General features: G+C 63.5%; 27 protein-coding genes and 1 pseudogene. 12 read left to right on the top strand and 16 right to left on the bottom strand.

The genetic code is table 11. The annotated features are described in order from the left end of the window. Positions 1-2 precede the first annotated feature (2 nt). The gene (gene istB, locus EXW95_RS17265; RefSeq protein ID WP_058979396.1) at positions 3-761 is read left to right on the top strand and encodes an IS21-like element helper ATPase IstB; all 759 of its coding nucleotides are present in this window, start codon (positions 3-5) and stop codon (positions 759-761) included. Between the two features lie 83 nt (positions 762-844). Here the strand turns inward: istB and bet are convergent, their stop codons facing one another. The 6 genes from bet to EXW95_RS17235 form a co-directional block, all read right to left on the bottom strand. After that, positions 845-1,666 carry a phage recombination protein Bet gene (bet, locus tag EXW95_RS17260; protein ID WP_217449212.1) on the bottom strand — a complete coding sequence of 274 codons (822 nt, stop codon included), beginning with the start codon at positions 1,664-1,666 and terminating at the stop codon, positions 845-847. 237 nt (positions 1,667-1,903) lie between these two features. Then, the gene (locus tag EXW95_RS17255) at positions 1,904-2,107 is read right to left on the bottom strand and encodes a hypothetical protein (RefSeq protein ID WP_174368494.1); all 204 of its coding nucleotides are present in this window, start codon (positions 2,105-2,107) and stop codon (positions 1,904-1,906) included. A gap of 106 nt (positions 2,108-2,213) precedes the next feature. Continuing rightward, entirely contained in the window at positions 2,214-2,531 is a 318-nt protein-coding gene (locus EXW95_RS17250; RefSeq protein ID WP_174368493.1) for a hypothetical protein, read from the bottom strand. Positions 2,532-2,587: 56 nt separating this feature from the next. Then, positions 2,588-2,767 carry a hypothetical protein gene (locus tag EXW95_RS17245; protein WP_174368492.1) on the bottom strand — a complete coding sequence of 60 codons (180 nt, stop codon included), beginning with the start codon at positions 2,765-2,767 and terminating at the stop codon, positions 2,588-2,590. Further along, positions 2,764-2,925, bottom strand: a complete 162-nt coding sequence (locus EXW95_RS17240; protein WP_174368491.1) for a hypothetical protein — start codon at positions 2,923-2,925, stop codon at positions 2,764-2,766. Before EXW95_RS17240 ends, EXW95_RS17245 begins: the two co-directional genes overlap by 4 nt. After that, the gene (locus EXW95_RS17235) at positions 2,922-3,161 is read right to left on the bottom strand and encodes a helix-turn-helix domain-containing protein (protein ID WP_174368490.1); all 240 of its coding nucleotides are present in this window, start codon (positions 3,159-3,161) and stop codon (positions 2,922-2,924) included. Before EXW95_RS17235 ends, EXW95_RS17240 begins: the two co-directional genes overlap by 4 nt. 259 nt (positions 3,162-3,420) lie before the next feature. Here EXW95_RS17235 and EXW95_RS17230 point away from each other — a divergent pair, with 259 nt between their 5' ends. From EXW95_RS17230 to EXW95_RS17210, 5 genes are all read left to right on the top strand, one after another. Next, positions 3,421-3,957: a S24 family peptidase gene (locus EXW95_RS17230; protein ID WP_174368489.1), complete on the top strand. Its 537-nt coding sequence runs from the start codon at positions 3,421-3,423 to the stop codon at positions 3,955-3,957. A gap of 30 nt (positions 3,958-3,987) precedes the next feature. Then, entirely contained in the window at positions 3,988-4,434 is a 447-nt protein-coding gene (locus EXW95_RS17225; protein ID WP_371810141.1) for a helix-turn-helix transcriptional regulator, read from the top strand. Positions 4,435-4,442: 8 nt separating this feature from the next. After that, a complete protein-coding gene (locus EXW95_RS17220) occupies positions 4,443-5,048 on the top strand; it encodes a hypothetical protein (protein WP_174368487.1) in 606 nt (201 codons plus the stop codon). 130 nt (positions 5,049-5,178) lie between these two features. Beyond that, positions 5,179-5,766 (top strand): BglII/BstYI family type II restriction endonuclease, encoded by a 588-nt coding sequence (locus tag EXW95_RS17215; protein WP_174368486.1) that lies wholly within the window; start codon positions 5,179-5,181, stop codon positions 5,764-5,766. Further along, a complete protein-coding gene (locus EXW95_RS17210) occupies positions 5,766-6,401 on the top strand; it encodes an MT-A70 family methyltransferase (RefSeq protein WP_174368485.1) in 636 nt (211 codons plus the stop codon). Before EXW95_RS17215 ends, EXW95_RS17210 begins: the two co-directional genes overlap by 1 nt. A gap of 330 nt (positions 6,402-6,731) precedes the next feature. Here the strand turns inward: EXW95_RS17210 and EXW95_RS17205 are convergent, their stop codons facing one another. Then, entirely contained in the window at positions 6,732-7,610 is an 879-nt protein-coding gene (locus EXW95_RS17205; protein WP_174366293.1) for an IS3 family transposase, read from the bottom strand. Continuing rightward, the gene (locus EXW95_RS17200) at positions 7,607-7,876 is read right to left on the bottom strand and encodes a transposase (RefSeq protein ID WP_174366294.1); all 270 of its coding nucleotides are present in this window, start codon (positions 7,874-7,876) and stop codon (positions 7,607-7,609) included. The genes EXW95_RS17205 and EXW95_RS17200 overlap by 4 nt, the downstream gene beginning before the upstream one ends. Positions 7,877-8,176: 300 nt before the next feature. Here EXW95_RS17200 and EXW95_RS20785 point away from each other — a divergent pair. Continuing rightward, a pseudogene (locus tag EXW95_RS20785) lies at positions 8,177-8,371 on the top strand (IS4 family transposase); the annotation flags it as partial. Between the two features lie 26 nt (positions 8,372-8,397). On the opposite strand, the gene EXW95_RS17195 reads toward EXW95_RS20785, so the two are convergent. From EXW95_RS17195 to EXW95_RS17185, 3 genes are all read right to left on the bottom strand, one after another. Further along, positions 8,398-8,880: a hypothetical protein gene (locus EXW95_RS17195; protein ID WP_174368484.1), complete on the bottom strand. Its 483-nt coding sequence runs from the start codon at positions 8,878-8,880 to the stop codon at positions 8,398-8,400. Next, positions 8,877-9,983: a M12 family metallopeptidase gene (locus tag EXW95_RS17190; protein ID WP_174368483.1), complete on the bottom strand. Its 1,107-nt coding sequence runs from the start codon at positions 9,981-9,983 to the stop codon at positions 8,877-8,879. The genes EXW95_RS17195 and EXW95_RS17190 overlap by 4 nt, the downstream gene beginning before the upstream one ends. A gap of 144 nt (positions 9,984-10,127) precedes the next feature. After that, complete coding sequence (locus EXW95_RS17185) at positions 10,128-11,447, bottom strand: hypothetical protein (RefSeq protein WP_174368482.1); 1,320 nt, start codon at positions 11,445-11,447, stop codon at positions 10,128-10,130. A gap of 659 nt (positions 11,448-12,106) precedes the next feature. Here EXW95_RS17185 and EXW95_RS17180 point away from each other — a divergent pair. Continuing rightward, positions 12,107-13,828 (top strand): hypothetical protein, encoded by a 1,722-nt coding sequence (locus EXW95_RS17180; RefSeq protein ID WP_174368481.1) that lies wholly within the window; start codon positions 12,107-12,109, stop codon positions 13,826-13,828. A 214-nt stretch (positions 13,829-14,042) separates the two neighbouring features. Here the strand turns inward: EXW95_RS17180 and EXW95_RS17175 are convergent, their stop codons facing one another. Then, entirely contained in the window at positions 14,043-14,603 is a 561-nt protein-coding gene (locus EXW95_RS17175) for a hypothetical protein (protein ID WP_174368480.1), read from the bottom strand. 166 nt (positions 14,604-14,769) lie between these two features. Here EXW95_RS17175 and EXW95_RS17170 point away from each other — a divergent pair, with 166 nt between their 5' ends. Further along, the gene (locus EXW95_RS17170) at positions 14,770-14,964 is read left to right on the top strand and encodes a hypothetical protein (protein ID WP_174368479.1); all 195 of its coding nucleotides are present in this window, start codon (positions 14,770-14,772) and stop codon (positions 14,962-14,964) included. 110 nt (positions 14,965-15,074) lie between these two features. Here EXW95_RS17170 and EXW95_RS17165 read toward each other — a convergent pair whose 3' ends face one another. Then, complete coding sequence (locus EXW95_RS17165) at positions 15,075-16,082, bottom strand: transposase family protein (RefSeq protein WP_174368799.1); 1,008 nt, start codon at positions 16,080-16,082, stop codon at positions 15,075-15,077. 52 nt (positions 16,083-16,134) lie between these two features. On the opposite strand from EXW95_RS17165, the gene EXW95_RS17160 reads away from it, so the two are divergent. Further along, positions 16,135-17,547 carry a recombinase family protein gene (locus EXW95_RS17160; protein WP_174368478.1) on the top strand — a complete coding sequence of 471 codons (1,413 nt, stop codon included), beginning with the start codon at positions 16,135-16,137 and terminating at the stop codon, positions 17,545-17,547. 22 nt (positions 17,548-17,569) lie between these two features. Here the strand turns inward: EXW95_RS17160 and secA are convergent, their stop codons facing one another. Further along, positions 17,570-20,179, bottom strand: coding sequence for a preprotein translocase subunit SecA (gene secA / locus EXW95_RS17155; protein ID WP_174368477.1), 2,610 nt, complete (start codon positions 20,177-20,179; stop codon positions 17,570-17,572). 162 nt (positions 20,180-20,341) lie between these two features. On the opposite strand from secA, the gene EXW95_RS17150 reads away from it, so the two are divergent. Beyond that, a complete protein-coding gene (locus tag EXW95_RS17150) occupies positions 20,342-20,797 on the top strand; it encodes a hypothetical protein (RefSeq protein WP_174368476.1) in 456 nt (151 codons plus the stop codon). A 191-nt stretch (positions 20,798-20,988) separates the two neighbouring features. On the opposite strand, the gene EXW95_RS17145 is transcribed toward EXW95_RS17150, so the two are convergent. After that, entirely contained in the window at positions 20,989-22,155 is a 1,167-nt protein-coding gene (locus EXW95_RS17145; protein WP_254605668.1) for an amidohydrolase family protein, read from the bottom strand. Positions 22,156-22,241: 86 nt separating this feature from the next. After that, the gene (locus tag EXW95_RS17140) at positions 22,242-23,645 is read right to left on the bottom strand and encodes an MATE family efflux transporter (RefSeq protein ID WP_174368474.1); all 1,404 of its coding nucleotides are present in this window, start codon (positions 23,643-23,645) and stop codon (positions 22,242-22,244) included. 154 nt (positions 23,646-23,799) lie between these two features. Between EXW95_RS17140 and lysS the strand changes: the two genes are divergently transcribed. Further along, entirely contained in the window at positions 23,800-24,987 is a 1,188-nt protein-coding gene (lysS, locus tag EXW95_RS17135; protein ID WP_174368473.1) for a homocitrate synthase, read from the top strand. The last annotated feature ends 12 nt before the right edge of the window (positions 24,988-24,999 follow it).

Below are 24,999 nucleotides of genomic sequence, written 5' to 3'. Positions count from 1 at the left end.
TGATGCTCCTGCACCCTGTGATTCAACAACTCCGCACGCTCAAACTCGATGGCATGGCCCTGGCGCTTCAGGAACAGCAGGAACAGGCCAGCATCCGCGAACTGAGCTTCGAAGAACGCTTGACCCTCCTGTTGGAACGCGAGCGCGTGATTCGGGATACCAAAGGCATGCAGCGCCGCCTGTCGGCGGCGCGGCTGAAACAGAACGTCAGCATGGAGGAGGTGGATGTCAAACATCCACGTGGGCTCGACGCCAAACTGTTCAGGTCACTTCACAGCGGGCAATGGATCGCCGAAAAGAGAGGTGTCATCATCACCGGCCCGACGGGGGTCGGCAAGACGTTCATTGGGTGTGCCCTGGCACACCAGGCCTGCCGCCAGGGGTTTACCGCGCTGTACGCACAAACAGGACGACTGCTTGGGGACATGACGCTGGCCAAAGGCGACGGGCGGTACCTGAAGTTGCTCGCTCACCTGGCCAAGGTGCAGGTGCTGATTCTGGACGACTGGGGGCTGGATGTGCCGACGCCAGAAGGCAGAAGAATTCTCCTGGAGATTCTGGATGACCGCTATGAGCGGTCATCCACCATCATCACCAGTCAATTTCCGACGTCGGCCTGGCACGCCAATCTGGGTGATCCGACACTGGCGGACGCGATCTTGGATCGCGTCCTGCATCACGCCTACCGGATTGAATTGAAGGGAGAAAGTCTGCGGAAGAGGTCGCGTCACTTGACCCCATCAGCCGTCAGCCTTTCATAATGGACACAGCTCGTCTGCCGTGGGGGAGAGTGCCGGATAACCTCAGCATGAGGTGCCGGATAACTCCAGCGGCGACTGCCGGATTAGCCAGCATACGCATACGTGTCGAGGATGGCCTGCACCTCCTCTGCGGGTGCCACGCGTCGCACGCGGGTCGCCATGTCCCCGATGCTGGTCACCCAGCGCTGCAGCACTTCCTCCTGCTGCGGATCGGGCAGTGTGTGCGCAGTGGTGCCTGCCGTTTGCTGCACCTCACGCGTCACATCGACAGGGCGGGTGGACTGAGCCTGCTGGGCGGGGCGCTCCTCGCGGCCGTTCTCGGCCTGGGCCATCTCCTCGGTCGTGTACAGGCCACTCATGTCCTGCGGGAACGCCTTGCGCAGCGCGAGGGCTTCGGCCACCTTGGCGAGCATCAAGTCCGGCATCTTCGACCACATCGGGCCGGGCTTCCCGTCGCGGTTGGTCTGCACGTACGAGTCCCAGCGGGCCACCGCCCACAGCGGCTCACGGAAATCACTGCGGAGCACGCCGACCTTCGCGGCGGCGGGGGGCGTGGCGTCCAGCCACACTTCGCGCCACTGGCCGTCCTTGCCGCACCAGAGGGGGCCCATCTGCCCGGCGTACTTGCCGCTGCGCTCGGCGATGAGGCGCAGGCCATCGATGCTGACCTGCACGCCCATCACTTCGCGCCGCTCTTTGTTGTCCCAGCGTTTGATGGCGTAGATCTGCCGGGCGAACGGGTCCAGGCCGGTGCGGTCGCACTGCTGCACGAAGAGGCTCAGTTCGTCGTCGGTGGCGCCTTTGGCGATGGTGCGTTTGACGAGGTCGATCTGCTCGCGGGTCAGGCCGGGCTGCGCGGGGGCGAGGGTCATGCTGGTGGGGCGGGCGTGTTCGAGGGCGGTCATGCATCCACCCCCAGGTCCGGGAGGTTGAACAGCGCGTAGGTGAGGAGCAGGGTGATCCCGATGGTGGCGAGGCCGATCAGCATGGTTTCCCTCCGGTGAGGTGGGCGCGCAGGAGGCGCACCTGTTCCGCGTTTGCGGCGGCGTGACGGTCCTGTTCAGTGGGTGTCGGCTGCGGGGCGACTGGCTGGGCGGGTCGCTGCTGGTCCGGTGTGGGCGCGGAGTCGTTGAAGCGGGCCATCAGCGGCGCGCCTCGATGCACAGCCAGCAGACGGTGGTGCCGGGGTCCACATGGGCACGGCACTCGGCGCAGGTAGGCAGTGCGAAGTAGCGGCGTTCAACAAGGTGCCCGGCGCGGCGCACCACGATCTCCCCCAGCCCGGCGCGAGCCAGGAACGCGAGGGCATGCGCGGGCCGCTCTTTCGGTGTGACCTTGAGGGTCATGCGTGCACCGCCAGGGCGACGGTCAGCACCGCAGCGGCGAACAGGGTGCCGCCCAGCCAGCGGCTGTACAGCGCCTGCGTGGCATGCACCCCGAACCGCCAGCGGGTCACGCGGCACCCCCTTCGGTGTGCGCGGCGCAGCGGGTGGGGAACTTGACGGTGGCGACGACCTCACTGAGGTTCCAGTGCCCACAGGTATCCCCGTCGTCGGTGCTGGCGTTGCAGTCCATCCCGATGCGGCCCAGGCCGTGCTGGCAGCCGCACGCGTCGCAACGCAGGCCAGTCACGCCGCGCGCTCTGGCGTCGGCGATCAGGCCCGCGATGACGCGGTCGTGGGTGGTGTCGCGCTGGGCATCGCGGCGCAGCTGGGCGGGTGTGCGGTGCAGGTCCAGGTGGCGGTTGGGGTTCGTGGTACTGTTCGTCATAAGGTTTCTCCTTGCCGCACCGCCTTGCTAGGGGCTTTAGGTGCGGTTTTTTCGTTTCAGCCGACTTTCTTGTCGGTCTGCTGCACGCCCTCGGGAGCGGTGTCAGTGGGTTCGGTGGTGTTGGCGGCTTCCCGTTTCTGGCGGCCCAGCTCAGCGGCGTGGTGCAGGATGACCAGCACCCTCTGCGCTGCTGCCGGGTCGTGGCGGGTGGTGATCACGGGCTTCTTAGGGGTCATTCCTGCACCCGTCGAATTCGGGCGGTTTCAGTGGTCTTGGGAGTGACGCTCAGGAGGACGCGGGCGAGCTTGATCTGCCCTTCGCGGCTGTGGATGTCCACGCCACTGCCGGTGGTGACGCTGCCGAGGTACAGAGCGGGGGCGGCCTGACGAGTCATACATGCACCTCTTCACCTTTTACGTTTTTACTGGTAATTCTGGCCGAGTAGAGATCCTCAATGGCAATACCAAGAGCCGCCGCCAAGGGTGCAGCGATGCTCAGAGACGCATCTTTTTGGATGCCCTGCTCCTGCTTCTGGATGGTCGCGATGGGAACCCCAGACAGATCTGAAAGCTGCTGCTGGGTGAGCTTTTTCTCCTCTCGAACAGATTTCAGGCGGTCTAGGTTAAACATCGTGCGAGTATTCTACGTTTCTACTAGTATCCCGTCAATACCAGCACTAGTAGAAACTTTGAATACCAGGGAACTCCTGAACTACCCTCTGCGTACTAGTACGGCAATGCTAGGAACGTATTCCATGACGACACGAGGGAGATCATCTACGCGCATTGTTCCGCCCTGGGCAACAGCCCTGAAGGTGCGGAGAGTGCAGCTTGGCCTGTCTCAGGAAGGCATTGCCGATGCAACTCAGGGTGTCGTTTCACAGAGCACTATGTCTGCGCTGGAAGTAGGCAGGCAGGAACTGACCGACCTCGCCTATATCCGAGTGGTAGCCCTCGCCAAGGCCCTGAACTGGTCTCTTGCTGAGATGCAGCGCGCCACCGGCGTGGACCTCGGCATCACGCCCGTCACCCTCGTCGGTGAAGGCAGCGCGGACGTCTACCCACTCACTGCCGCCCTCAACCTCGACACCCCTGGCCCCGCCATTGATCACGAATTGGTCACCCCCGGCCTCAAACGCCCCCTCCTGCTCCGCATGGACAGCGAAGAGATGCTCGGCGTCAGCTCCGCCAGCATCCGGCCCGGCAGCACCCTCCACATCGACCAAGCCGACACCAACCCCGAAGAAGGTCGCGTGTACGTCCTCACCGACCAAGACGGCGCGCACGTCCGGCTCTACACCACCACCCGCCTCGGCCCGGTCTTCCGCGCCGAGAACCGCACCTTCGAAGACATCCCAGCGACAGAAGCCACCATCATCGGCCGCGTAGTTTCTGTTGCCACCGATTACGACCCGAACTTGAACTGAGAGGAGGAATTTCTCGTGCAGTCCTACTTTATGCCCCGACGTTATGCTCCAAGCAAAGCCCCCGTCTGGGGTTTCATCTCCGCCGGAAATCCCGCCGATCCCGCTCCGTTCCAACCCGTCCGGCGCGTCCCCATCCCCCCACCCTTCCGGCGGTTCGGGATGCTCGCCTTCAAAGTCACCGGCGACAGCATGACCCACGAAGGCGAACACGGCCTGCACGAAGGCAGCTGGGTGCTCGTCGACCAGAAGGACCTCTGCACCGACCGCGGCTGGCTCTTCGCCTTCCAACTTGAAGACGGCAGCATGGTCGTCAAACGCTACAACCTGCATCAGGGCCGCCCCGCCATGCACAGCGACAACGCGGAGTACGCCCCAGTGCACCTGACCAGCAGCGTGCGTAACCGAGGCCGCGTGTACGCCACCAGCCCGGACGGCGTGACCTGGCATGCCGTGAAGTACCGCGGGCTCAGCAACTAGGGCCGCCCATGACCCATCACGTCCTCGAAATGTACGATTGCCTCGACACTACCGGTTGGCACCGCCTGTTCGAGCGCAACGAGGTCGAACCACAGTTCAGCCGGCACGGCGAAGACCTCAGCATCCTCTGCGTCACCTGGAACAGCGACGAGGTTGAAGTGTTCGCCATCTACCACTTGGTCAACGACATCCTCCGCGAGCTCAAAACGCAGAGCACCCTCTACACCGAAGTCATCGAACCGCCCTACCGCATGCAGCCGCAGCCGCTCGATCACGGCACGGTCGTCCACCAGTGGTGGCGGGGCCGGCACCAGAACCCGCTGCGCTGGCCTGCTGGAGAGGATCTACCGGACCATGTGCGGCAGGCCGTGGTCCGCCTCTACGTTGAAAGCCGCTTCCACCAGTGGCCAACCGTGCTGCCACAGGAGCCCGGCGTGACATTCCAGTTCACGGTGAACCCGGACTGGCGCACCCGCACCTTCGAAGACAGCATTTGCGACGTCCTGGAAGGCCTCAGCACACCCGACTTCCCGGTCCGGGTTGCGTTCGTGGCGGAGAAGCGCCTGCCGTACTTCCCGTGGGTCAAGCGCCCGGCCGAAGCTGGGGGCAGTTGATGCCTCTTGAGTAGCCCGGGCACCGTATCCTTCTGCTCACCGTGGGACAGTTGAAGGCCGCGTAACGCCATAGTCCGAGCCATGCCATGCCGTGGCCTCAACAATCGACCTCTCACCACCGGAGTACCCCGTGACACACCGCTTCCCCACATTCCTGCACCACAAGTACGAAATCCACGAATGGCGCCACGCCACCGCCATCCTCGCCCACGAATTCCCCGATGAATGGCAAGACATCCTCGACATGCTGGCCGACTTCCGCCTGTGCAAAAGCTTCATCGCCAGCGGCGGCGGCAACAAAAGCAGCGTGTCCGGCAGTCTCGACGGGTTCCTCACGGAACGCGGCTGGGAGGAAAAACAATTCCAGACCGCCATCCTCGTCGACGGCGCCCAGAAAGACAGCCCCACCCACAAGGTCGACTGCTTCCGCAACCGCGTCGCACTGGAAATCGAGTGGAACAACAAAGACCCCTTCTACGACCGGGACCTGAACAACTTCCGCCTCCTGTTCGACCTGCGCGTCATCAGCGTCGGGGTCATCGTCACCCGCACGGACGGACTCCAACGCATCTTCAACGACCTCGGGCGTGGAACGAGTTACGGACAAAGCACCACGCACATGAGTAAGCTCCTCCCACGCATCGAAGGTGGCGGCGGCGCAGGATGCCCCGTCCTCGCCATCGGGATCAAGGACACGATTTACACGGAGGATTGCTAATGGACGCCGCAGAAGACTTTCGCCAGAACGTACAGGGACGTTTTCACACCGTCCTGGCCGACCCGCCCTGGCAATTCACCAACCGAACCGGCAAGATCGCCCCGGAACACCACCGACTCACCCGGTACCCCACCCTGACCCTCGAGGAGATCAAAGCCATTCCCGTGGCCGAGAAGGTCGTTGAGCCCGCTCACCTCTACCTCTGGGTGCCCAACGCCCTGCTGCCTGAAGGAATCGAGGTCCTGCGCGCCTGGGGCTTCGAATACAAGAGCAACATCGTGTGGCACAAGATCAGGAAAGACGGTGGGCCGGACGGCCGCGGCGTCGGATTCTACTTCCGCAACGTCACCGAACTCCTCCTGTTCGGCGTGCGCGGCAAACACGCCCGGACCCTGGCCCCCGGCCGCTCACAGGTCAACTTCGTGGCCACCCAGAAACGCGAACACAGCCGCAAGCCCGACGAAATCTTCCCGATCATCGAGGCCTGCAGCCCCGGCCCGCGACTCGAACTGTTCGCCCGGGGCCTGCGCGAAGGGTGGACCGTGTGGGGGAACCAGGCGGACGAAACGTATAAACCCACCTGGGAAACCTACGCGAACCACAGCGCGTCCGAACTGACCAAAGCCGGAGATTGACGGGAACGTCCATGACGCCCACCCGCACCGCCGCCCTGTACCTGCGCGTCAGCACGGCCGCGTAGGCCGGTGACGAACGCTTCGGCCTGGCCGTCCAGACCCGTGCCGCTCGGAAGGAACCGGGAATCTTCTTGAACGTCACCCACCAACACGGTGCTGGTCAGCACCGTGGACCGCATCAACTTCCCCACCCACAGCCCTGAGGAACACAATCGGACCGCATTGCACTGGACTTCGCCCACGCAGGTCCTGCTGGGCTGGCCCCAAAGTTTGGACAGTTTCGAGTAGAGACTCGGCTCAAGAGCAGGGTACAACATGGGCTCTTTCTGCTTACCCAGGGGACGGTCTGACGTCCACATTTGCGGTGCCCTGTCCGCAAAGGGGGGCGGCAGGCCGCCCCCTGGCCTGCTGAGCAAAATCGTCAGGGGTTCGGTAGCCCAGCGAGGAATGCGGTCTTCTGGCGTTGTAAAAGTTGCGATAGCTGTCCAGGACGACACCGGCGTGCCGCGCCGAGTAGAACACCTCCAGATTCAGACATTCCTCCCGCAACCGAGAGTGGAAACTCTCAGCGAAGCCGTTCTGCCACGGTTTCCCTGGCTGAATGAACCGAGTGCCAACGTCCTGAACCGCCAGCCAGATCCCCAGGTCGCGGGCGATGAACTCCGGGCCGTTGTCGCTGCGGATGAATCCTGGCGCGCCACGCTTGGCAATGACCTCGTGCAGGACGTCCTTCACGTCCATGGACGTGAAGGACTCCGCCACCCGCAACGCCAGGGACTGACGGGTGAACTCATCAGTCAGCGTCAGGATCTTCAATGTCGTCCCCTCCAGGGTCTGATCGAAGAGGAAGTCATACGTCCACACGTGGTCGGGGTACGCAGCCTGCATGGGAACACCCGCTCCCGTGCGGATCTTCTTCCGGCATCTGGTATTGACCGTCAGGTGCTCTTCCCGCCAGATGCGCCGGACCTTCTTCCGGTTGATGCGATGTCCCTCCTGGACGAGCAGCGCGTGAATGAACCGGTACCCGCGTCGAGGATGCACAAGGGCCAGTTCGCGAATGTGCTGCCGGAGATCCCCATCGTGACGCGGCTTCGGACGGTAGTACCAGGTGGATCTGGGAATGCCCACCAGGAGGCAAGCCCGTTCGGGCTTGACCTGGGCGGCGACGAGTTGCCTCGCTGCCGCCCGTCTCTCGGCGGGCGTCACCGCTTTTTCTGGATCACGTCCTTCATGGCATCGATTTCCAGGCGCTGCTGCCCAACAATTTTCAGGAGGCGGGCGTTCTCCTTCTCCAGACGACGAAGCCGTTTGGCTTCGTCGGGCGCCGTATCGCCGTATTTCTTCTTCCAGGCGTAAAAGGACGCCGGACTGCAGCCGAAGTCACGGCACAGGTCCTCGACTGACTTCTCGCCCTTTTTGGCGTCCTGGAGCAGCTTGATGATCTGATCTTCGCTGAACTGCCGGTTTTTCATGGGGGCCTCGCTTCCCAGCCTACGGCTGGCGGGGGGGCGAGCCTGACTCTCTACTTCATCCCGTCCAGTTTTCGGGGGGCAGACCACTGCAAGGCGACGAACTGGCAGTCATGGCCCGAACGTCACCATGCACCCGCACAGCCGGACTACCCGCACTGGCCTGGTTGACCCGGATCGGGAGGCAGATCCCGAGTCAAGCTGCACGGAAGGGCGGCAACGTGTATTGGGAATGCCTGCGGCTCCTCGGATTGCCATTTCCGACCGCCAGCACCTCAGTGTCTCGCAATGTCAGGTACTGAGGTCGCCTTCATCTGGGCGTGCGTGACGGGCGAGGTCGTGGCACGCCGAACGACGACCAAAGTAAAGAAACACGGGCACCGTGCGGTGTCCATGTTTCGACTCGGGCTTGATCATCGCCAAGATTCCGGCGCGTCCTGGCAGACCCTGAGGACCCTAACGCCACGTTTTGAAGGGTCGTCGATTACTGGCACTTAGCGAAGGGGCCATTTTCGCACCGCCGTTTAACGGAAAAGCAAATTCTTTACTCTGAAAATACTGCCGCCTTCGATATCACCGGACGGTTCATCCTCGCAGAATTGAAGTTCGATGCCGTTGAAAGTTACCCGACAAGGCGATTGATTTTCCTCAAGTCGTACGAGCTTTCCATTCAATGTACGGTAAATACTCGTTTGATTGATATCAACCTGCGGCGCGATGATGTGACTCAGGACGAAAGAGCGTCCGACCGACGTCCGAGCGAATCTGACCAGATCACCTCCAGCCACCTCCTGAACAATGTTATCCGGTGGGATTAGGACGGAATAGCTTCGCTCGACACTAAGCGCGGCTTCCACATTGCTATTCCGGTAGACAGTTGCCCATGCATTGTCCAACCCGTTAAGGGCTGCCTTGAAAGACACTGGTTCGGTTTTAGAGTCTTTCTGATCCTGACAGCCGGTCAGCAATGGGATGCAAATGATCACAAGCAACGAGAGTGTCTTCATCTGTATATTGAATTTAACGCCTGAATATCATACATACTGAGACCACGACGTTGCCCTATATCAGAGGGGCTTCCGACAGAATTGGAAGGTTTCGGTGTTCTGGGTTGAAATTCTGAAAAAGCGGGGCCATAGTGCATCACCGAACTGTAATCGTACGGCGTGTACGTTTTGTAAGATGAGGCGCATTGAGTCTGATAGCTGTCGCCGGTGATATTGACAGTGATGTAGTTTGCGCGGTCGCAACGTTGATGCTCGTGAATCATACCTGCCGCGTGGGCCATTTCGTGGTGAAGGACTCCACGTTCGATAGATGTTCCAAAGATATTCGGATTGTAGAGGACAAACTGCTCAGAAGACTGACTGCTCCGCCCTACAGATGATGCTCCGCGCACTCCCGGTTCACTGAAGATCATGGTCTTAAATGTCACGCGGTTGTTTACCGAAGGATTGTAGTTGAACTTGACATTGTTGACATTTTGATTCCAAGAATAGATAGCATTGTTGATCGCCGAACGCTGAGCTGACGTGACGGAGGCGTCATAACTGTATGGTACCGTTCGGTTTGGCCAGCGTCGTTCGTTCACTTTTTCGCGCCAGCAGATAAGAAAGTAGAAGCTGCAACTTGCTGGCGTGATGCCAGCGCCCATGGTCGAGACGGAGGTGGAGTTTGGTTGTACAACTGGATCCGTGGAAGGGGCGCCGGGATCAACCACAAATCGCCCTTCGTATGCTCCCACCTGATAGGACGAGATCAAGTCACCTACCGTGCTAGAGACGCTGATTAACTCGTCTTCGTTGGCAACGGCATAACCATCACGATTTTTGTATTCGACGACTTCGCCCGTGGTGAGGGTGACCGAGACGTATGGCTCCGTTTCCAGTTGTGCCTCTTCCTCCGGGGTAAGTGCGTAAGCCGAGGAGTCATTGGTCGCTTGAGCATGCATTTGAGTGCGGACCTTCTGCCTGAGATCAAGGAGGAAAGGTGCGTGAGCGGTGGCTCCGATTTCAGGCCGTTGGCTTGTGGGGACAGAAGAACTCTGAGTGCCATTGCAGGCCGCCAGGAGTAAACCAAGGCCGATGAGAGGGACGGTGCGTTTGATCATATATGTCTCCGATGATCGGCGTGAAGCTCAAACAAATAGTTGAGCTTCACGCCGATCTATTCAGGTCAGGCTTAATGGGACTGAGCTACTTTTGTTGAGTTTCCTCGCCCTTACGTCTGCTGCGGCGGAATCCAGGAACGCGTCTCAGAACGTTTTTCGGTACAGCTCCAGTTGGAAGAGGTCACGGCTGTAATACAGATTGGGCATCAGGCGCCGCGCGTTGACTTCCACACTGGCCTGGAGGCCGGCCACCAGACTGCCGCGGGAGCCCGGAGCGGCAGACGCGTTGTAGTTCAAGTTGGTGTACGCTTTGCCAGTGGCTCCGAAACCCACAGCGCCGTAGAAGTACAGGCTGGCGGTGCTGTTCAGCGAAGCGTTGGCGATCACGCTGGCTGCCCAGGAGGTCGTGGGTGACGGTGCAGAACCGGAAAGGGCATTCTGGTAGGTCCAACCGTTACCGCGGACATATTTCGCGCCCAGGCTACCGTTCACGGTGCCCGTGCTGCTCACGGTGACTTGGGCATCAATGGTTCCGTCAACTCGAAGGATCACGTCATATTTGGGTGTGACCACGACCGGCACCCAGCCGATCCAGAAGGTTCGGGTAGGCAGGAGAATACTGGTGAGGACGATGTCTTTCTGCGCAGACCATCGTCCGCTGGCTTTCAGGTTTCCGGTCGCCGTCAGGGCGCCGTCGAGTCGAGCTTCAAAACTTTTGATGCTTCCCCAGGACCAGTTGATGTTGAGTGTGGCGTCGGCATTGATGTTGGCGCATCCGTCAGCAGTGGCCCGGACGCCTGCAGCGTCAATGATGGTCTTGTTGAAGCACATTTGCTTCTCGAATACGCGGTAGGTCGCGAGCGGGCGGATCGAACCCATGCTTAGTTGATCGATCGGATCAGCAACGCTTTTCCGGGGCGTCAGGTCATCACTTTCATACTTGGCCTTGACACTGAGGGTGTTGAGATCCACGGCTGTTTGAGCATCACCATTGCGGAGGTCGATCGTGGTGGGGTCGTATAAAACCACAGCTGGTTCATCGGTTGGCGACGATTGCAGGCTGTATTCACCTGGTGCCACGTTAGCGTTGGTGAGGGCTTCTTCGAGTGTAGTGGGGGTGGTGGACACCTTGACCGTGCCGGTGGCGTCGCTCTGCACTGATGACACTGTCCCGAGAACGCCGTAGGGGGCGTTTGGTGAGGGAGCGCTAACGACGATGTCACCTGCCTGAAGTTGCCCGGGGTCCTCAACAGTACCGGGAGTTGCGGCCTGTGCTTCCACGGTGCCGGGTTGAATTTGGCCGAAGCTCAACGTGCCGTCATCCTGGTGCGTCATCACGGAGGCGGCCTGGACGCTTAGAACGCGCGTTTTGCCTGTCGGAGGGGTCGGATGATCAGCCCGCTGCTGGCCACACGAGGCGAGAAAGGTACTGAGGACCACGGTCATGGCAATGGTTTTCTTCATGAAGTCTCCACGCCGCTCCTGAATTTTCTCCTTGAGAACTATGGGGGCGGTATGAAGAGGATGAAGTGACAGCGTCACACTCGCTCAGACATCCGCCGAATGTCCGCTCCCTCCGGCATCACCATGTGCCTTCATCCTGTCGAGCACCATCACATGCAGAAACCGGGGCAGCGGTCTCGAACCGAATGTCCGGTACATGTCCGTGATCCCACCTGGACGCTTGATAAATTAGAAGTGATGAAGAAGTTCCTTAAAGTTATCGTTCTCCTGACAGCTCTGGGACAGACCGTGGCGATTGCTGAAAAGACCTCGCCATACAATTGCACTGACTATGTCGGTCCTCACCTTGATCCTGCCGAACAACCAGGCGAGGGGCAGAATCCGCCTAAAGTTTTCATGAACTGCATCGAGCCCATTGGGACTCAGCCTTAGAGCCAGAGGACAAAACGAGTGTGCATGTGCCCAGGTTGCATCGCAGCGCGGCCGAAGCTTGGGCCCTCCTGGTTTTGTCCTCAGCCTCTTAGCGCATTTTCACCACCCTCGCCGCGCCCGTCCAGACTTGGGTCGCGGCGAGTTCCGTCTCCGAATTGTGAACATGCATCAGCTATATTTGAGCAATGCCGTCAGGCCCAGAACCATCTGCACCTCCTTGCACCGAGATGGTCACCGCCTCCATGCCGTCCCACAGTGTCCTGCGCGACTTGCAGGCGACAACGTTTTATGAAAAGCAGTGGCTCCTCCAAGGCGGATCGCCCGAGGCTCTCCTGGACCAGTACCGTGCACACGGTTCAGTCTTGAGCTTCCTGCGCGGCACGATTTTCGCCATGCATCAGGAGCGCTATACGGAGGCGCATGACTTCCTGCGTACAGCGTTTTTGAAAAGCACCACATTGCAGGAGCGGCTGATGGTCAGCGTGTACAGCACTTCGCTCCAGCTTTATCTCTCCATGGAGAATCAGGCCAAGCAGCGGTCCTACCAGGGCGATGGACTGGAGCTGCTCCTGGATGGTCTGCACCAACTCCAGAGTTCGCCCGATCGGGATATGTTCGCGCTTGAAGTGGAATACCGGGTCCTGTGGATGATCGTTCACCTGCAGAACACAAGCGGCCGGTACAGCGAGAGCCTGCCATTCATCACCCAGATGCGGCACATTGCCTTCTTGATGGGCCACGAAGAGTTCCAGCATCGTGCAGACAGTCTCCGTGCCTGGGCGCTCGGGAACACCGGAGGATTTCACGAGGCGCTAACCCTCCGCAAGGAACTGGACACCAGGGACACCATGGCGTCCGTCACCACCAATGCTCTTGACATCGCGATGCTGTTGGCCAACCTTGGCAACCTGGACCAGGCCCTGGAAACCCTGAATGCCGCCACGCAGCTCCCGGATGATCAGCAGTGGATTTTGCTGATCCAGTCCATTTTTGGTGTGCAGAGCCTAGATATGCAGGAGACCCTCTTCACAGGGCGTTCCGCTCGCTACCAGTGGATGCCCGAGGTGCTCAGGCATCTGGCCCACCTTTACGCTCTGGAGCCTTTGCGATCCCGTACCGCTGATCGACTGAAACTGGCCAACCAGATTGTGGACAAAATGAAGGTTGATCTCCGCGGCTTCGGCAGTGATGACCGCTCCTTTGCCGCGTGGGTGCTGAGTGCAGCCCACCTCAACAGCCAGAACTATGGTCTGGCACGGCAGAGTTTATCCGGGCTCCCGCCGCTACACTCCGAACAGTTGCTCACTAGAGCGCTCCTGGCCGCTGCGCGACTGGAGCTGGCCCTTGAGCCAGGCTTCTATGAGGTCGAGACTGTCATGCGCAGCGAGCAGGACCTCCGCTCGATCTTTGGCACTGCTGAACAGCTCACGCACGCCTCGCCAGCAGGGCTGGCAAAAGCGGTGCAGAGGTGGCATCCGGTGGCCGCTGCATATCTCGCTGTCATGCCAGACCCGATTCCAGCCCTGCATTCTGCAGCGCAATCCATCATTCAAATTCGGTCCGCCTGCACCGCACACAACTTGATTCTGCCACCGCTATATATAGCGGAAACCGTTCTGAACGTTTTCGGCTATGACGTCAATGCGGAATTGAATGCGGCGATGCGTCGGCAACGCAACGCGCTTCAGGGTCAGATTGGTGCAGCCCGCACGTGGTTGAGGATCGTGCCGGCTGCACAGTTAACCTATGGGCTGCTAAAGGCGGCAGAAGGACAGGGATCCGTAGAACATCGTGCGGCAGCAGAACGGACGGCGGCGTCATATGGCCTGGTCCCCGCTTTGAGGAGTGAGTTTGCGGAGCTTGAACTCGCGCAGTTGTCGCAGGCCCTCCAATCATGGCTCGAAGGACGAAGCAACCATGCTTCCTTCATGAGTACTCTCGCAACTTAATTTTGTTGTGATCGCAGTGACCGGTAGTGATCCAGCCTTGACTTCACGCGACGTTGCGAGCGTTCGCCGATGACGTCAGTTAACGTCACTGACACTTCACGAGAAATGGCGTCCTGAACGCAGTGCGACCTGACTACCCTTCAAATCGCACAGTAGGCAGCAGAAAGTCGGCTCCTATACAGTATTTCTGCGACTTGAAGGGTAGTCAGGCCCGTCACATCTCATCCACGTCGTAGCCCCACGCGAGCAGGTCCTCGGGCGTCGGGGTGCGCTCGTCCATCAGCATCACCCGCCCCCCTTCCACCCGCGCGTGCACGAACAGTTCATTGCCCGGCTCGATGCCCCACAACTCGAACGTCAGGTCCGGCCACAGCGCTCCCACCGTCTCCAGCCACGGCACCGGCGCCGACCAGGCCGACGCAAACGTCACCGTCAACACGCCCGGCTCCGCCACGACCTCCACGTCCGCCGCGTCCCGACTGGACCCCCAGTGCATCGTCCGCCACGCCGCCCCATCCAGCGGTACGTCCGGCAGGGGGTCCACACCACCCGACTGCAGGCTCACCACCCGCTGCAGGTCCCCCAGACCACCCGCGTGGTAGCCCCGGGCCATCACCTCGGGCGGGACGGACACCTGCGCGGCGAAACTCAGCAACTGCGCGGCCACCGGGCCCCGGTCGTACTCTGGGGCCGCGCCCCGTTGTGCTGCACGCCACGCCCCCAGCACGTCATCCGTGCCCGTCACCACCAGTTTGTTCTGGCACCAGTTCGTCATGTCACCCCCATATACGCGCGCTCAGGACACGCGCGTTCCCTACACTCCAGGCATGCCGGACTCACCCCACCGCACACCCCGCTTCCGTCCCCCCTGGTGGCAGGTCATCCTGGTGATCTTCCTCGTGATCCTGATGGCGATCTCCCTCTGGCCCAACGGGTAGGCCATGAGCGGCAGCCGCACCGTTCCCGTCGTGATCGTGAATGCAGACCACGGAGCGCCCTGGGAACTTCTCGCCCTTGCGAGCGCGCTCCTGCTTCTGGCCTACGCTCTGCGTCACGTGCCCTGGGCCCGCTGGACCCTCACCGCGCTCGGCACCCTGGCCCTGATCGGCGCGGCCCTCGTGCAGTTCAACCTCTGACCACCCCGCAACCCCATAGGGCATGATGACCGTACTGAAGACCTGTTGCGCAGTAGTTGAAGGATCAGTGGGGAGCCGATTCGCGGCTCCCCACTGATCTGTCCCTACGCTCAGGGCGTGCAGAGGTGGTGGCGGCGTTGCCAACGGAGATTGACGAGTCCGGCGACACACCCCCACATCACGCCGTGCTGTGAGGTCCGATTCCTGAAAAACTCCTTGCAGACGCGAAATTTCTTGATGCGGCCGATGGCATTCTCAGCGCTGATCCGCACCTTGGAGATCAGCCGATTCAGCTCACGTTGCTCCTTGCTCAACTCGCCGTTCTTCGGTCGTTTGGCGGGCACGATGGTTTCCCAGTCCGGATAGACCTTCTCCATTCCGGTATAGCCCCGGTCTCCCCACACCCGGACGTGCCTGGGCAGTCGGTTCATCAGTCGGGAACGTCGCAGCACCTTCATGTCGTGGGTGCGACCGCTGGCGGTCGCACTGAGGTGCACGATCTGTCCTTCGGGCGTCACCGCCACCTGGGTTTTCAGGGTATGGGTCCTTTTCTTGACGCTGTAAAAGCGCTTCTTGTCCTTGGGCCGCCCGACCGCCTTCTTGCCGGGGTTCTCCCCCTTCTTCACTTTCGGCTGCCCGCGAGGTTGCTCAGTCCCATCCACGATCACGTCGGTCAGTTCGGGGAAGATCTCCAGAAACTCCTCCAGAGAGCGTATTTTCCTCGGGTTCCTGCTCGCCCCTCCAGGAGCCTCATCCGGCTCGGCCTGGAGCGTCCGGGGACGGAGGGGAGCAGGCAACGCCTGCTCCAGGACCGGCAGCAGGGCATGGATGTTCCGGCAGATGTTCGCCGCGTCCAGATCGAACAGGATGCCCAGAACATGCATGGTGAAGTACTGTCGCAGATAGAGCAGCGTGACCAGCAGTCGCTGGCTGAGGTCGAGCTTGAAGGTGTTGCCCGCTCCGATGCGCCGGACCCGTCCGGCGCGGGAAAGGGAGCGGTGATGACTCCGTTCCCACAAGGGCTCCAGTTCAATCAGCAGCTGGTCAAACTCGGCAGGACTCAACCCCACCAGCCGTTCAAAGGACCGCCCCCTGGATTTCAGCTTCTCAAGCCGCAACACCCTTGAACCTACCTGCTCCGACCTCTACTGCGCAACAGGTCTTGACCTCATGACCCACCCGCCCCGCACTCCCCCCACCGTCCGCGCGTACCTCCGCGTCTCCTCCGCCGCGCAGGTGGAGAAGTACAGTCTCGCCTTCCAGCGGGACAAGGCGCTGGCCTGGGCCGCGTACCAGGACCTCGGGCCGGTCCAGTTCTACGAGGAACGCGGCGTGTCCGGCAAACTCGACGACCGCCCCCAGCTGACCGCCCTGCTCGGCGAGATCCAGCCGGGCGACACCGTCATCGTCTACAGCCTCAGCCGCCTCGGGCGCGGCGGCGCTGTGCAGATGCTGGGCATCGTGGGCCGCATCAAGGACGCCGGGGCGCGACTGGTCAGCCTCACCGAGAACATCGACACCGAAACACCAGCCGGGCGCCTCATGCTCACCATCCTCGCCGCCCTCGCCGAATTAGAAGTCGAAACCACCCGCGAGCGCACCGCCGCCGGACGCATCCAGGCCGCCAGCCAGGGCATCTACCCGCAAAGCGGCGCCGTACTCCCCGCCGGGTACGAACGCGGCCCGGACGGGCGGATCGTCGAAGGAGCCTTCGCCCCCACTGTGCGAGAGGTCTTCAAACGCGCCGCCGGTGGCATCCCATTCAACGCTGTCGCGGACAGCCTCAACCGCGACGGCATCCCCGGCGCCAAAGGGAAACGCTGGTACCTCGCCACAGTCCGCGGCATCGTGCAGGAACCCACCTACCGCACCGGGCAGCTCCAGTACCGCCGCCGCAGCCACGAAGACACCCCCCACGCGTGGCTGCCCATCCCCTGCCCCACCCTCGTCACCGACGCGCAGTGGCACGCCGCGCAACGCACCGCCACCCGCAACCACGTCCGGCGCGACCCCACCCGCTTCCCGCTCTCCGGCCGCCTCACCTGCGGCTGCGGCACACCCCTCGTCGGGAACGCCCACAAGAGCGGCAGCGGCGGCACCATCCTCTACTACCGCTGCAGCCCCGAACGGCGCGGCACACCCACCTGCCCCGTCAGCGGCAAAGGCAGCAGCTTCTACGCCGTCAGCACCGTGGACGTCGCCGCGCGCCTCGCCCTCGCAGACGCCCTGCGCGACACCGAAACGCTCACCCGCCTGATCAGCCGCCCCCACGCAGACCCCCACGCCGCACAACGGACCCTCCTCGAGGAACGCCGCGCCGCCCTGATCGACCTGCACCTCGAAGGCCTCATCGACCGCGCCGAATTCGTCCGGCGCCGCGACGACCTGCAAGCCCAGATCCAGGCCCTCGTGCCGATCAGCACCCCCATCCTCCCCGCGCCAGAACTCACCGACCTCGCCGACGGCCTCCCCAGCCTCAACGACACCGAGTACATGGCCCTCCTCGATGACCTCGACGTGCACTTCACCGCGCAAAAAGGCGCGCACGTAGAAGTGCGCGCCCTGAACCTCCCCACCGCATAAACGCGTGTGGGACGGCTAAAAATTAACCTGCGTTGGAAAACTGCATTCGGAAGACGAATTTGGTGACGTCGGCTTTGAGGGTGTCGATCATGTCGTTGAACATGGTGGTGGCTTCGAACTTGTATTCGGTGAAGGGGTCGCGCTGGCCGTAGCCGCGCAGGCCGATACCCTGGCGGAGGACGTCCATGCCGTGGAGGTGTTCTTTCCAGAGCTGGTCGACGACCTGCAGGATGACGTAGCGCGAGAGGCTGTTCATCATGGTGGGGCTGAGTTCTTCCTTGCGGGTGTCGAAGGCGTCGGCGACGGCGGCGAGGAGGGTGTCCTGCGCTTCGGCGGGCGTCTTGGCGCGCAGGCTCTCGAAGTCGAAGCCTTCGAGCTGGGGGACGGCGTCGGTGATGGCGGCGCGCAGGCCGTCGATGTCCCAGCTTTCGTGGTTCTGGTCGATGGGGAGGTGCGTGGCGAGCTGGTGGTCGACGAAGTCGGCGATCATGCCTTCGGTGCTCTCTTCGACGTCGGCGTCCGGCCCGAGGAGCACTTCGCGGCGCTGGGCGTAGACGGTGTCGCGTTGTTTGCTCATGACGTTGTCGAATTCGAGGAGTTGTTTGCGGGTGCTGAAGTTGCGGTCTTCGACGCGCGCCTGGGCTTTTTCGATGGCGCCGGTGACCATCTTGGCTTCGATGGGCTGGGTGTCGTCCATGCCGAGGCGGTCCATCATGGCGACGACGCGGTCGTTGGCGAAGAGGCGCATCAGGTCGTCCTCGAAGGACACGTAGAAGCGGCTGCTGCCGGGGTCGCCCTGGCGTCCGGCGCGGCCGCGCAGCTGGTTGTCGATGCGGCGGCTCTCGTGGCGTTCGGTGCCAATGATGTGCAGTCCGCCGAGGTCCTTGACGCGCTGGCGGTCGGTGAGGGTGTCCGCCTGCAGCCCGATGGCCTGGTTGATGAAGTCCTCGTTCATGCCGGGGATCTGCATGCCGATCTGCATGGCGTCAGGGTCCTGGCGGCTGATGGCCTTGATGAAGTTCTCGACTTCCGGCGTGTAGCGGCTGAGGCCGAGTTGCTGTTCGATGGCCTCGCCGAGGATGAATTCGGCGTTCCCGCCGAGCATGATGTCGGTGCCGCGGCCGGCCATGTTGGTGGCGATGGTGACGGTACCCGAGCGGCCGGCCTGCGCGACGATGCTGGCTTCCTGGGCCTCGAATTTGGCGTTCAGGACGCTGTGCTGGATGCCGGCCTGCGTGAGGAGGTCGCTGAGCTGTTCGCTAGTGACGATGCTGGCGGTGCCGATCAGGACGGGGCGGCCGGTGGCGTGCATGTCCTTGACTTCCTGCACGACGGCGTTGTACTTGCCCATCTTGCTGCGGTAGACGAGGTCCTCGGCGTCCTTGCGCTGCACGCCGCGGTTGGTGGGGATCACGAGGACGTCGCTGCCGTAGATGTCGAGGAATTCCTTCTCCTCGGTCTTGGCGGTGCCGGTCATGCCCGCGAACTTGTTGTACAGGCGGAAGAAGTTCTGGTAGGTGATCGTGGCGAGCGTCTGGTTCTCGTTCTCGATCTTCACGCCTTCCTTGGCTTCGATGGCCTGGTGGAGGCCCTCGCCGTAGCGGCGGCCGGGCATGCTGCGGCCGGTGAATTCGTCGATGATGATGACTTCGCCCTCGGCGTTGACGATGTAGTCCTTCTCGCGGTGGTACAGTTCGCGCGCGCGGATCGCCTGGGTGATCATGTGCGCCTTGTCCATGTTGTCGGGGCTGTACAGGTCGCTCAGGGACAGCAGGCGTTCGATCTTGCTGATGCCGCCTTCCGTGATGTGCACCTGCTTGCCTTTCTCGTCGATGGTGTAGTCGCCGGTGGGTTCGGTGCGGACGCCGGGTTCGGCGGGTTCGCCCTTCTGGAGGCGGCGGATGAGTTTGGCGTACACGTAGTAGAGGTCGGTGGCTTTCTCGGCGGCGCCGCTGATGATCAGTGGGGTGCGGGCCTCGTCGATGAGGATGGAGTCGACCTCGTCCACGATGGCGAAGTTCAGGGGGTGGTCGGCGCGCAGGGCGAGGGCCTCGCGGCTCTGGGCCATGTTGTCGCGCAGGTAGTCGAAGCCGAGTTCGCTGTTGGTGACGTAGGTGATGTCGCAGGCGTACGCGGCCTGTTTCTGGTGGGGTTGCATCTCGCGGCTGGCGAGGCCGACGGTGAGGCCGAGCGTGCGGTACAGCAGGCTCATTTCCTCCATGCCGACCCGGGCGAGGTAGTCGTTCACGGTCACGAGGTGGCAGCCGCGGCCCTCGAGGGCGTTCAGGGCGAGGGCGAGGGTGGCGACGAGGGTTTTTCCCTCACCGGTGCGCATCTCGGCGATGCGGCCCTTGTGCAGGGCGTAGCCGCCGATGAGCTGCACGTCGTAGTGGCGTTTGCCGATGGAGCGGCGTCCGGCCTCGCGGATCAGGGCGAAGGCGGGGACGACGACGTCGTCGAGGGTCTCGCCGCCTTCGGTGACGCGGCGGCGGAGTTCCATGAAGGCCGCGGCGAGATCTTCGACCTTCTGGGTCTCTTCTTCCAGCGCGTTGACGGGCTGCACGATCGTCTTGATGATCTGCGCGACGTCGCGCTGGTTGTTGTCGAACATCTTATTGAGGACACGGAACATGACAAGCGAGTATAACGCGCGGGCCGGGCGCGGCGCGGCCTGATTTCAGTGAGGGGCGCATAAGCAACTTGAGCGGTTTTCACTCAGGGAGCATGAACGTCCGCTCCACGCGCGGTGAAGGCCGGGCAGCCTGGGCTCATGCGCGGCCCGTATCCTGCGCGCATGACCCTGAAAGTCCTGCCTGCCCTGCTGATCCTGCCCCTGCTGGGCGCCTGCGCGCCCGTCGCCTCGCTGCTCGCCAACGCGGAGGCGGATGGTCCCGCGCCGCGCCGCGCCGGGCCGCTGGTGGTCGGGCAGACTTGGACGGTCAGCGGCCCGGTGGACGGCATGACCGTGACGCAGTCCGTGAACGTCACCGATCTGGTGGACGTCGCCGACGGCACCGCCAGCGTGAACGGCCGCGATCAGGCCGACGCGTTCGGCGCGGCCCGCGCGGGCTTCACGGTCGCCACGTACGACGGGAACCGCCGCGTGCTGCGCTTCGACTGGATCGCGGAGAACGGCGCGACGTACTCCTGCCGGATCGACACGCTGCTGTCCCAGCCGTACCGGGGTGAACTGACCCTGAAGACCGGGGGCCGCACCGCGACCGGGACGTGCTCTGCCGTCAGCAACTGATACAGACTCCGGTTGAAAGGTGTGCAACATCTTTCAACCCGAGCGAAGCGAGCAGGAGAAAAGCGGTTTCCGGGCGTGGAGTGGACAGACCCGGTGTTCTTCCGATCTGTCCATGAAACAAACGGAATCCGCATGACCGTCATGACCAGGGGCGACCGAGCAGCACGCCGGTCGCCCCCTCCCCTGTCGGGTCACCAGCGGTAGCGGTCGTCCCAGGTCTCGCCCCGGCGGATGAAGGGCGCGCGGGTGCCCAGCACGCGGTGACCGCCCTTCACGGCGGCGCGCACGATCACGCGCGGGTCCAGCCCCGGGTGAAGGCGCTGCGCGAAGGCGACGTCCTCGCGCACGTCGAGACTGCCGCCGCTGGCGACGGAATCGGTGCCCAGCGCGACCTCCACCCCGGCCGCCGCGAAGGCCGCCCAGGGGAACACGCCGCACTCCAGATGGTGGTTGCTGCGCGGGCAGGTCACCACGGCACTCCCGACCCGCGCGACGCGCGCGATGTCATCCGGGGTGACGTTCACCATGTGGATCAGGGTGGGTTTCGCGTTCAGGACGCCCAGTTCGTCCAGGTACCGCACCGGGGTCAGGTCCGCCTCGGGTGCCCGCCCGATCACGTCCGCGAAGGTGTCGGGGTAGAAGGGCGCCAGTCGGTTCTCCCAGATGGGGCCGCCACCGCGCGTGTACAGGTCGTGCTCGGCGGGGTGCTCGGCCACGTGGATCTGGAGGGGCAGCCCCTCCCCGGCGGCGTAGTCGCACAGCAGCCGCATCAGGCGATGGCTGACGGTGTGCGGCGTGTGCGGGGACAGGCCCACGCGCGGCCCGCCGGGACGCTCCTGCGCGCGCCAGCCTTCGATCCGTTCGCGCACCGTGCGGAAGATCTCATCGGCCTTCTCCGGGAAGGTCCCCAGCACCTCGTAGTACAGGACGCCGCTCAGGTCCTCGCGGGGCAGCAGGGTGTCCATGACGTCCGGGGCGTGCATGTATACGATGTCGCCCACGCCTCCCGCACCCAGCCCGGCCAGGGTGTCCGCGCCGTGCCGGGCGGCCTCGGCACTGCGTTTCTCGCGCTGGGGCACGACCACCTCGGGAATCCAGCGGAAGTACGGCAGGGCCATGAACTCGTACGTGCTCATGTCCAGGTGCGTGTGGGCGTTCACGGGCGGAGGCGCGATCACGGACCCGGCGCGTTCCTCGCGCGCGTGGGGGTACGCGGCGCGCAGCGTGTCAGGGTGCCCGGTCGCCGCGACCGTCCCGCCCACCACGACCACCGCGCCGGGACTCTGCGCGCCGCCCATGCCGGTGTACAGCACGTCGCAGGTGAGCAGGCGGGGCGTGTGCGGGTCGCTGTGGGTCATGCGCGCCATGCTACGCCGCGCGTGCGGGACAGACGGACCGCGCCGCGCGTGCAGGACACGGCGGCGCGGCACAGGTTGAGCCAGATTCAGTGGGCGGCGATGTCCTGGCCCTGCTGTTCGCGGGCGAGTTTGTCCCAGTCGATGCGGCGGCGCCGCCATTCGAAGATCAGGACCTTCACGATCTCTTCCGCGCCGCGGGCGAGGAACACGCCCCAGACACCCAATGGGGAGTAGAGGCCCAGGCCGATGGCGAGGGGGAGGCCGACGACGAACGCGCCGATGACGTCGCCGATGATGACGCCCTTGCCGTCGGCCGCGCCGGGGAGGACGCCGCCGCCGATGATCATGTTCCGGACCTTGAAGATCTGGAACGCGGCGCTGATCAGGATGCCGATCAAGGCGATGTGGTGCACGTCGCTGCCGACACGGGGGAACAGGCTGGGGACCAGGACGGCACTCAGGGCGAACAGCAGGCCGAAGCCCAGTCCGGTGGCGAGTCCGGCGCGGCTGATGCGCCGCAGCCACACCTGGGCGGCGGCGGCGTCCCCGGCGCCCAGGGCGCGGCCGATGAAGACGGTGGCGGCGCTCATCAGGCCGAACGAACCCACGATGAAGATGCCTTCCAGCGTGCCGACGATCTGGCTGGCGGCCAGCGCGGCGGTGCCGACGCGGGCGTACACGGCGGCGTACAGGAACCCGCCGAGGCTCCAGGCGAACTCGGTGAACGCGATGGGCGCGCTGATGGTCAGCAGCGGCGCGGCGATGGACCGCCAGGCGTCGCGGGCGGGCAGGGTGAGCGCGGCGAGGTGGCGCGGGCCGTAGATCTGGTAGGCGAGCAGGGCGGTCTTGAGGATGTTCGCGAACACCAGCGCCCAGGCGGCGCCGACCACCCCGAGTTGCGGGAGGGGGCCGACGCCGAACACGAGGCCGTACGCGAGGAGGCTCTCGACGATGACGGTGATGACGGTGGCGACCAGGGGGGTGCGGGCGTGCCCGAGGGAGCGCAGGGCGCCGCTGAGGATCCAGGCGAGGCTGCCGGGGATCAGGGCGAGCATGCTGACCTGCATGTAGGGGGTGGCGGTGCGGGTGACGGCGTCCTCGCCGCCCGCGAGGCTCAGCAGGGGTCCGGCGAACAGCACGACCGGGACGGTCAGGAGGGCCGCGGCGAGCACGCTGGTGACGACGCTGACGGTCAGGGTCTGGTTCACGCCGGGCCGGTCGGCGGCGCCGTGGCGGCGGGCGACGAGGATGCTGGTGCCGCTGCCCAGGGCGCCCAGGGTGACGAAGAACAGGAAGCCGAGGCTGCCGCTGAGGCCGACGGCGGCGACGGCGACGGCGCCGAGCGTGCCGACGATGATCTGGTTGATGAAGGTCAGGACGAGCTGGATGACCATTTCCAGGCTGACGGGAACGGCGATGCTGGCGATCTCGCGCGCGGGGCTCTTGATCGATTCAGTTGGGGGTGGGGTGGGGGCCGTGACGGCTGACATACCTCCACCCTACACGGCGCGGGTCAGCGGGGCATCCGCCAGGTGGCGCAGTCCCATCTCCTCCCACACGTCTTTTCATTTGTGAACCAATCTGCGATTTTTCTTGACATTCATCAATCATGGCAGGCAGAATGCCCCTCAAGAGGCAGCCCCAATGACCCAGGACCCCAGCGTGACCACCGACCACCCCGCCCCCCTGATCCCCGCGACCTCGTGGGCGATCATCGACTCCACCCTGCGGGAGGGCGAACAGTTCGCACGCGGGAACTTCAAGACCGAGGACAAGATCGAGATCGCCCGCGCGCTCGACGCCTTCGGCGTGGAATTCATCGAGGTCACCACCCCGATGGTCAGCGCGCAGACGCACGCGGACATCCGCCGCCTGACCGGGCTGGGCCTGAAGGCCAAGTTCCTCACGCACGTCCGCTGCCACATGGACGACGTGCAGCGCGCCGTGGACACCGGCGTGGACGGCCTGGACCTGCTGTTCGGCACCAGTTCGTTCCTGCGCGAGTTCAGCCACGGGAAGAACATCGGGCAGATCATCGACACGGCGCAGCAGGTCATCAGCTGGATCAAGACCAACCACCCGGACCTCCAGATCCGCTTCAGCGCCGAGGACACCTTCCGCAGCGAGGAAGCCGACCTGATGGCCGTCTACAAGGCCGTCTCAGATCTGGGCGTGCACCGCGTCGGCCTGGCCGACACCGTCGGCGTCGCCACGCCCCGGCAGGTGTACACGCTGGTCCGCGAGGTCCGTAAGGTCATCCACGCCGAGTGCGGCATCGAATTCCATGGGCACAACGACACGGGCTGCGCCGTCAGCAACGCCTACGAGGCCGTCGAGGCAGGCGCCACCCACATCGACACGACCATCCTCGGCATCGGGGAACGCAACGGCATCACGCCGCTCGGCGGCTTCCTGGCCCGCATGTTCACCTTCGACCCGCAGGGATTGATCGACAAGTACAACCTCGACCTGCTGCCCGAACTGGACCGCATGATCGCCCGCATGGTGGACCTCCCCATTCCCTGGAACAACTACCTGACGGGCGAGTTCGCGTACAACCACAAGGCCGGGATGCACCTGAAGGCCATCTACCTGAACCCCGGCGCGTATGAGGCCATCCCGCCCGGCGTGTTCGGCGTGGGCCGCCGCATCCAGGCGGCGAGCAAGGTCACGGGTAAGCACGCCATCGCGTACAAGGCCCGCGAACTGGGCCTGCACTACGGCGAGGACGCCCTGCGGCGCGTCACGGACCACATCAAGGCGCTGGCCGAGCAGGACGAACTGGACGACGCCCACCTGGAACAGGTGCTGCGCGAGTGGGTCAGCGCGTAAAGGAGGCCCTGA

It is taken from the genome of Deinococcus sp. JMULE3, assembly GCF_013337115.1.
Lineage (GTDB): Bacteria > Deinococcota > Deinococci > Deinococcales > Deinococcaceae > Deinococcus.
This window is presented reverse-complemented; position numbering and strand designations above follow the sequence as displayed.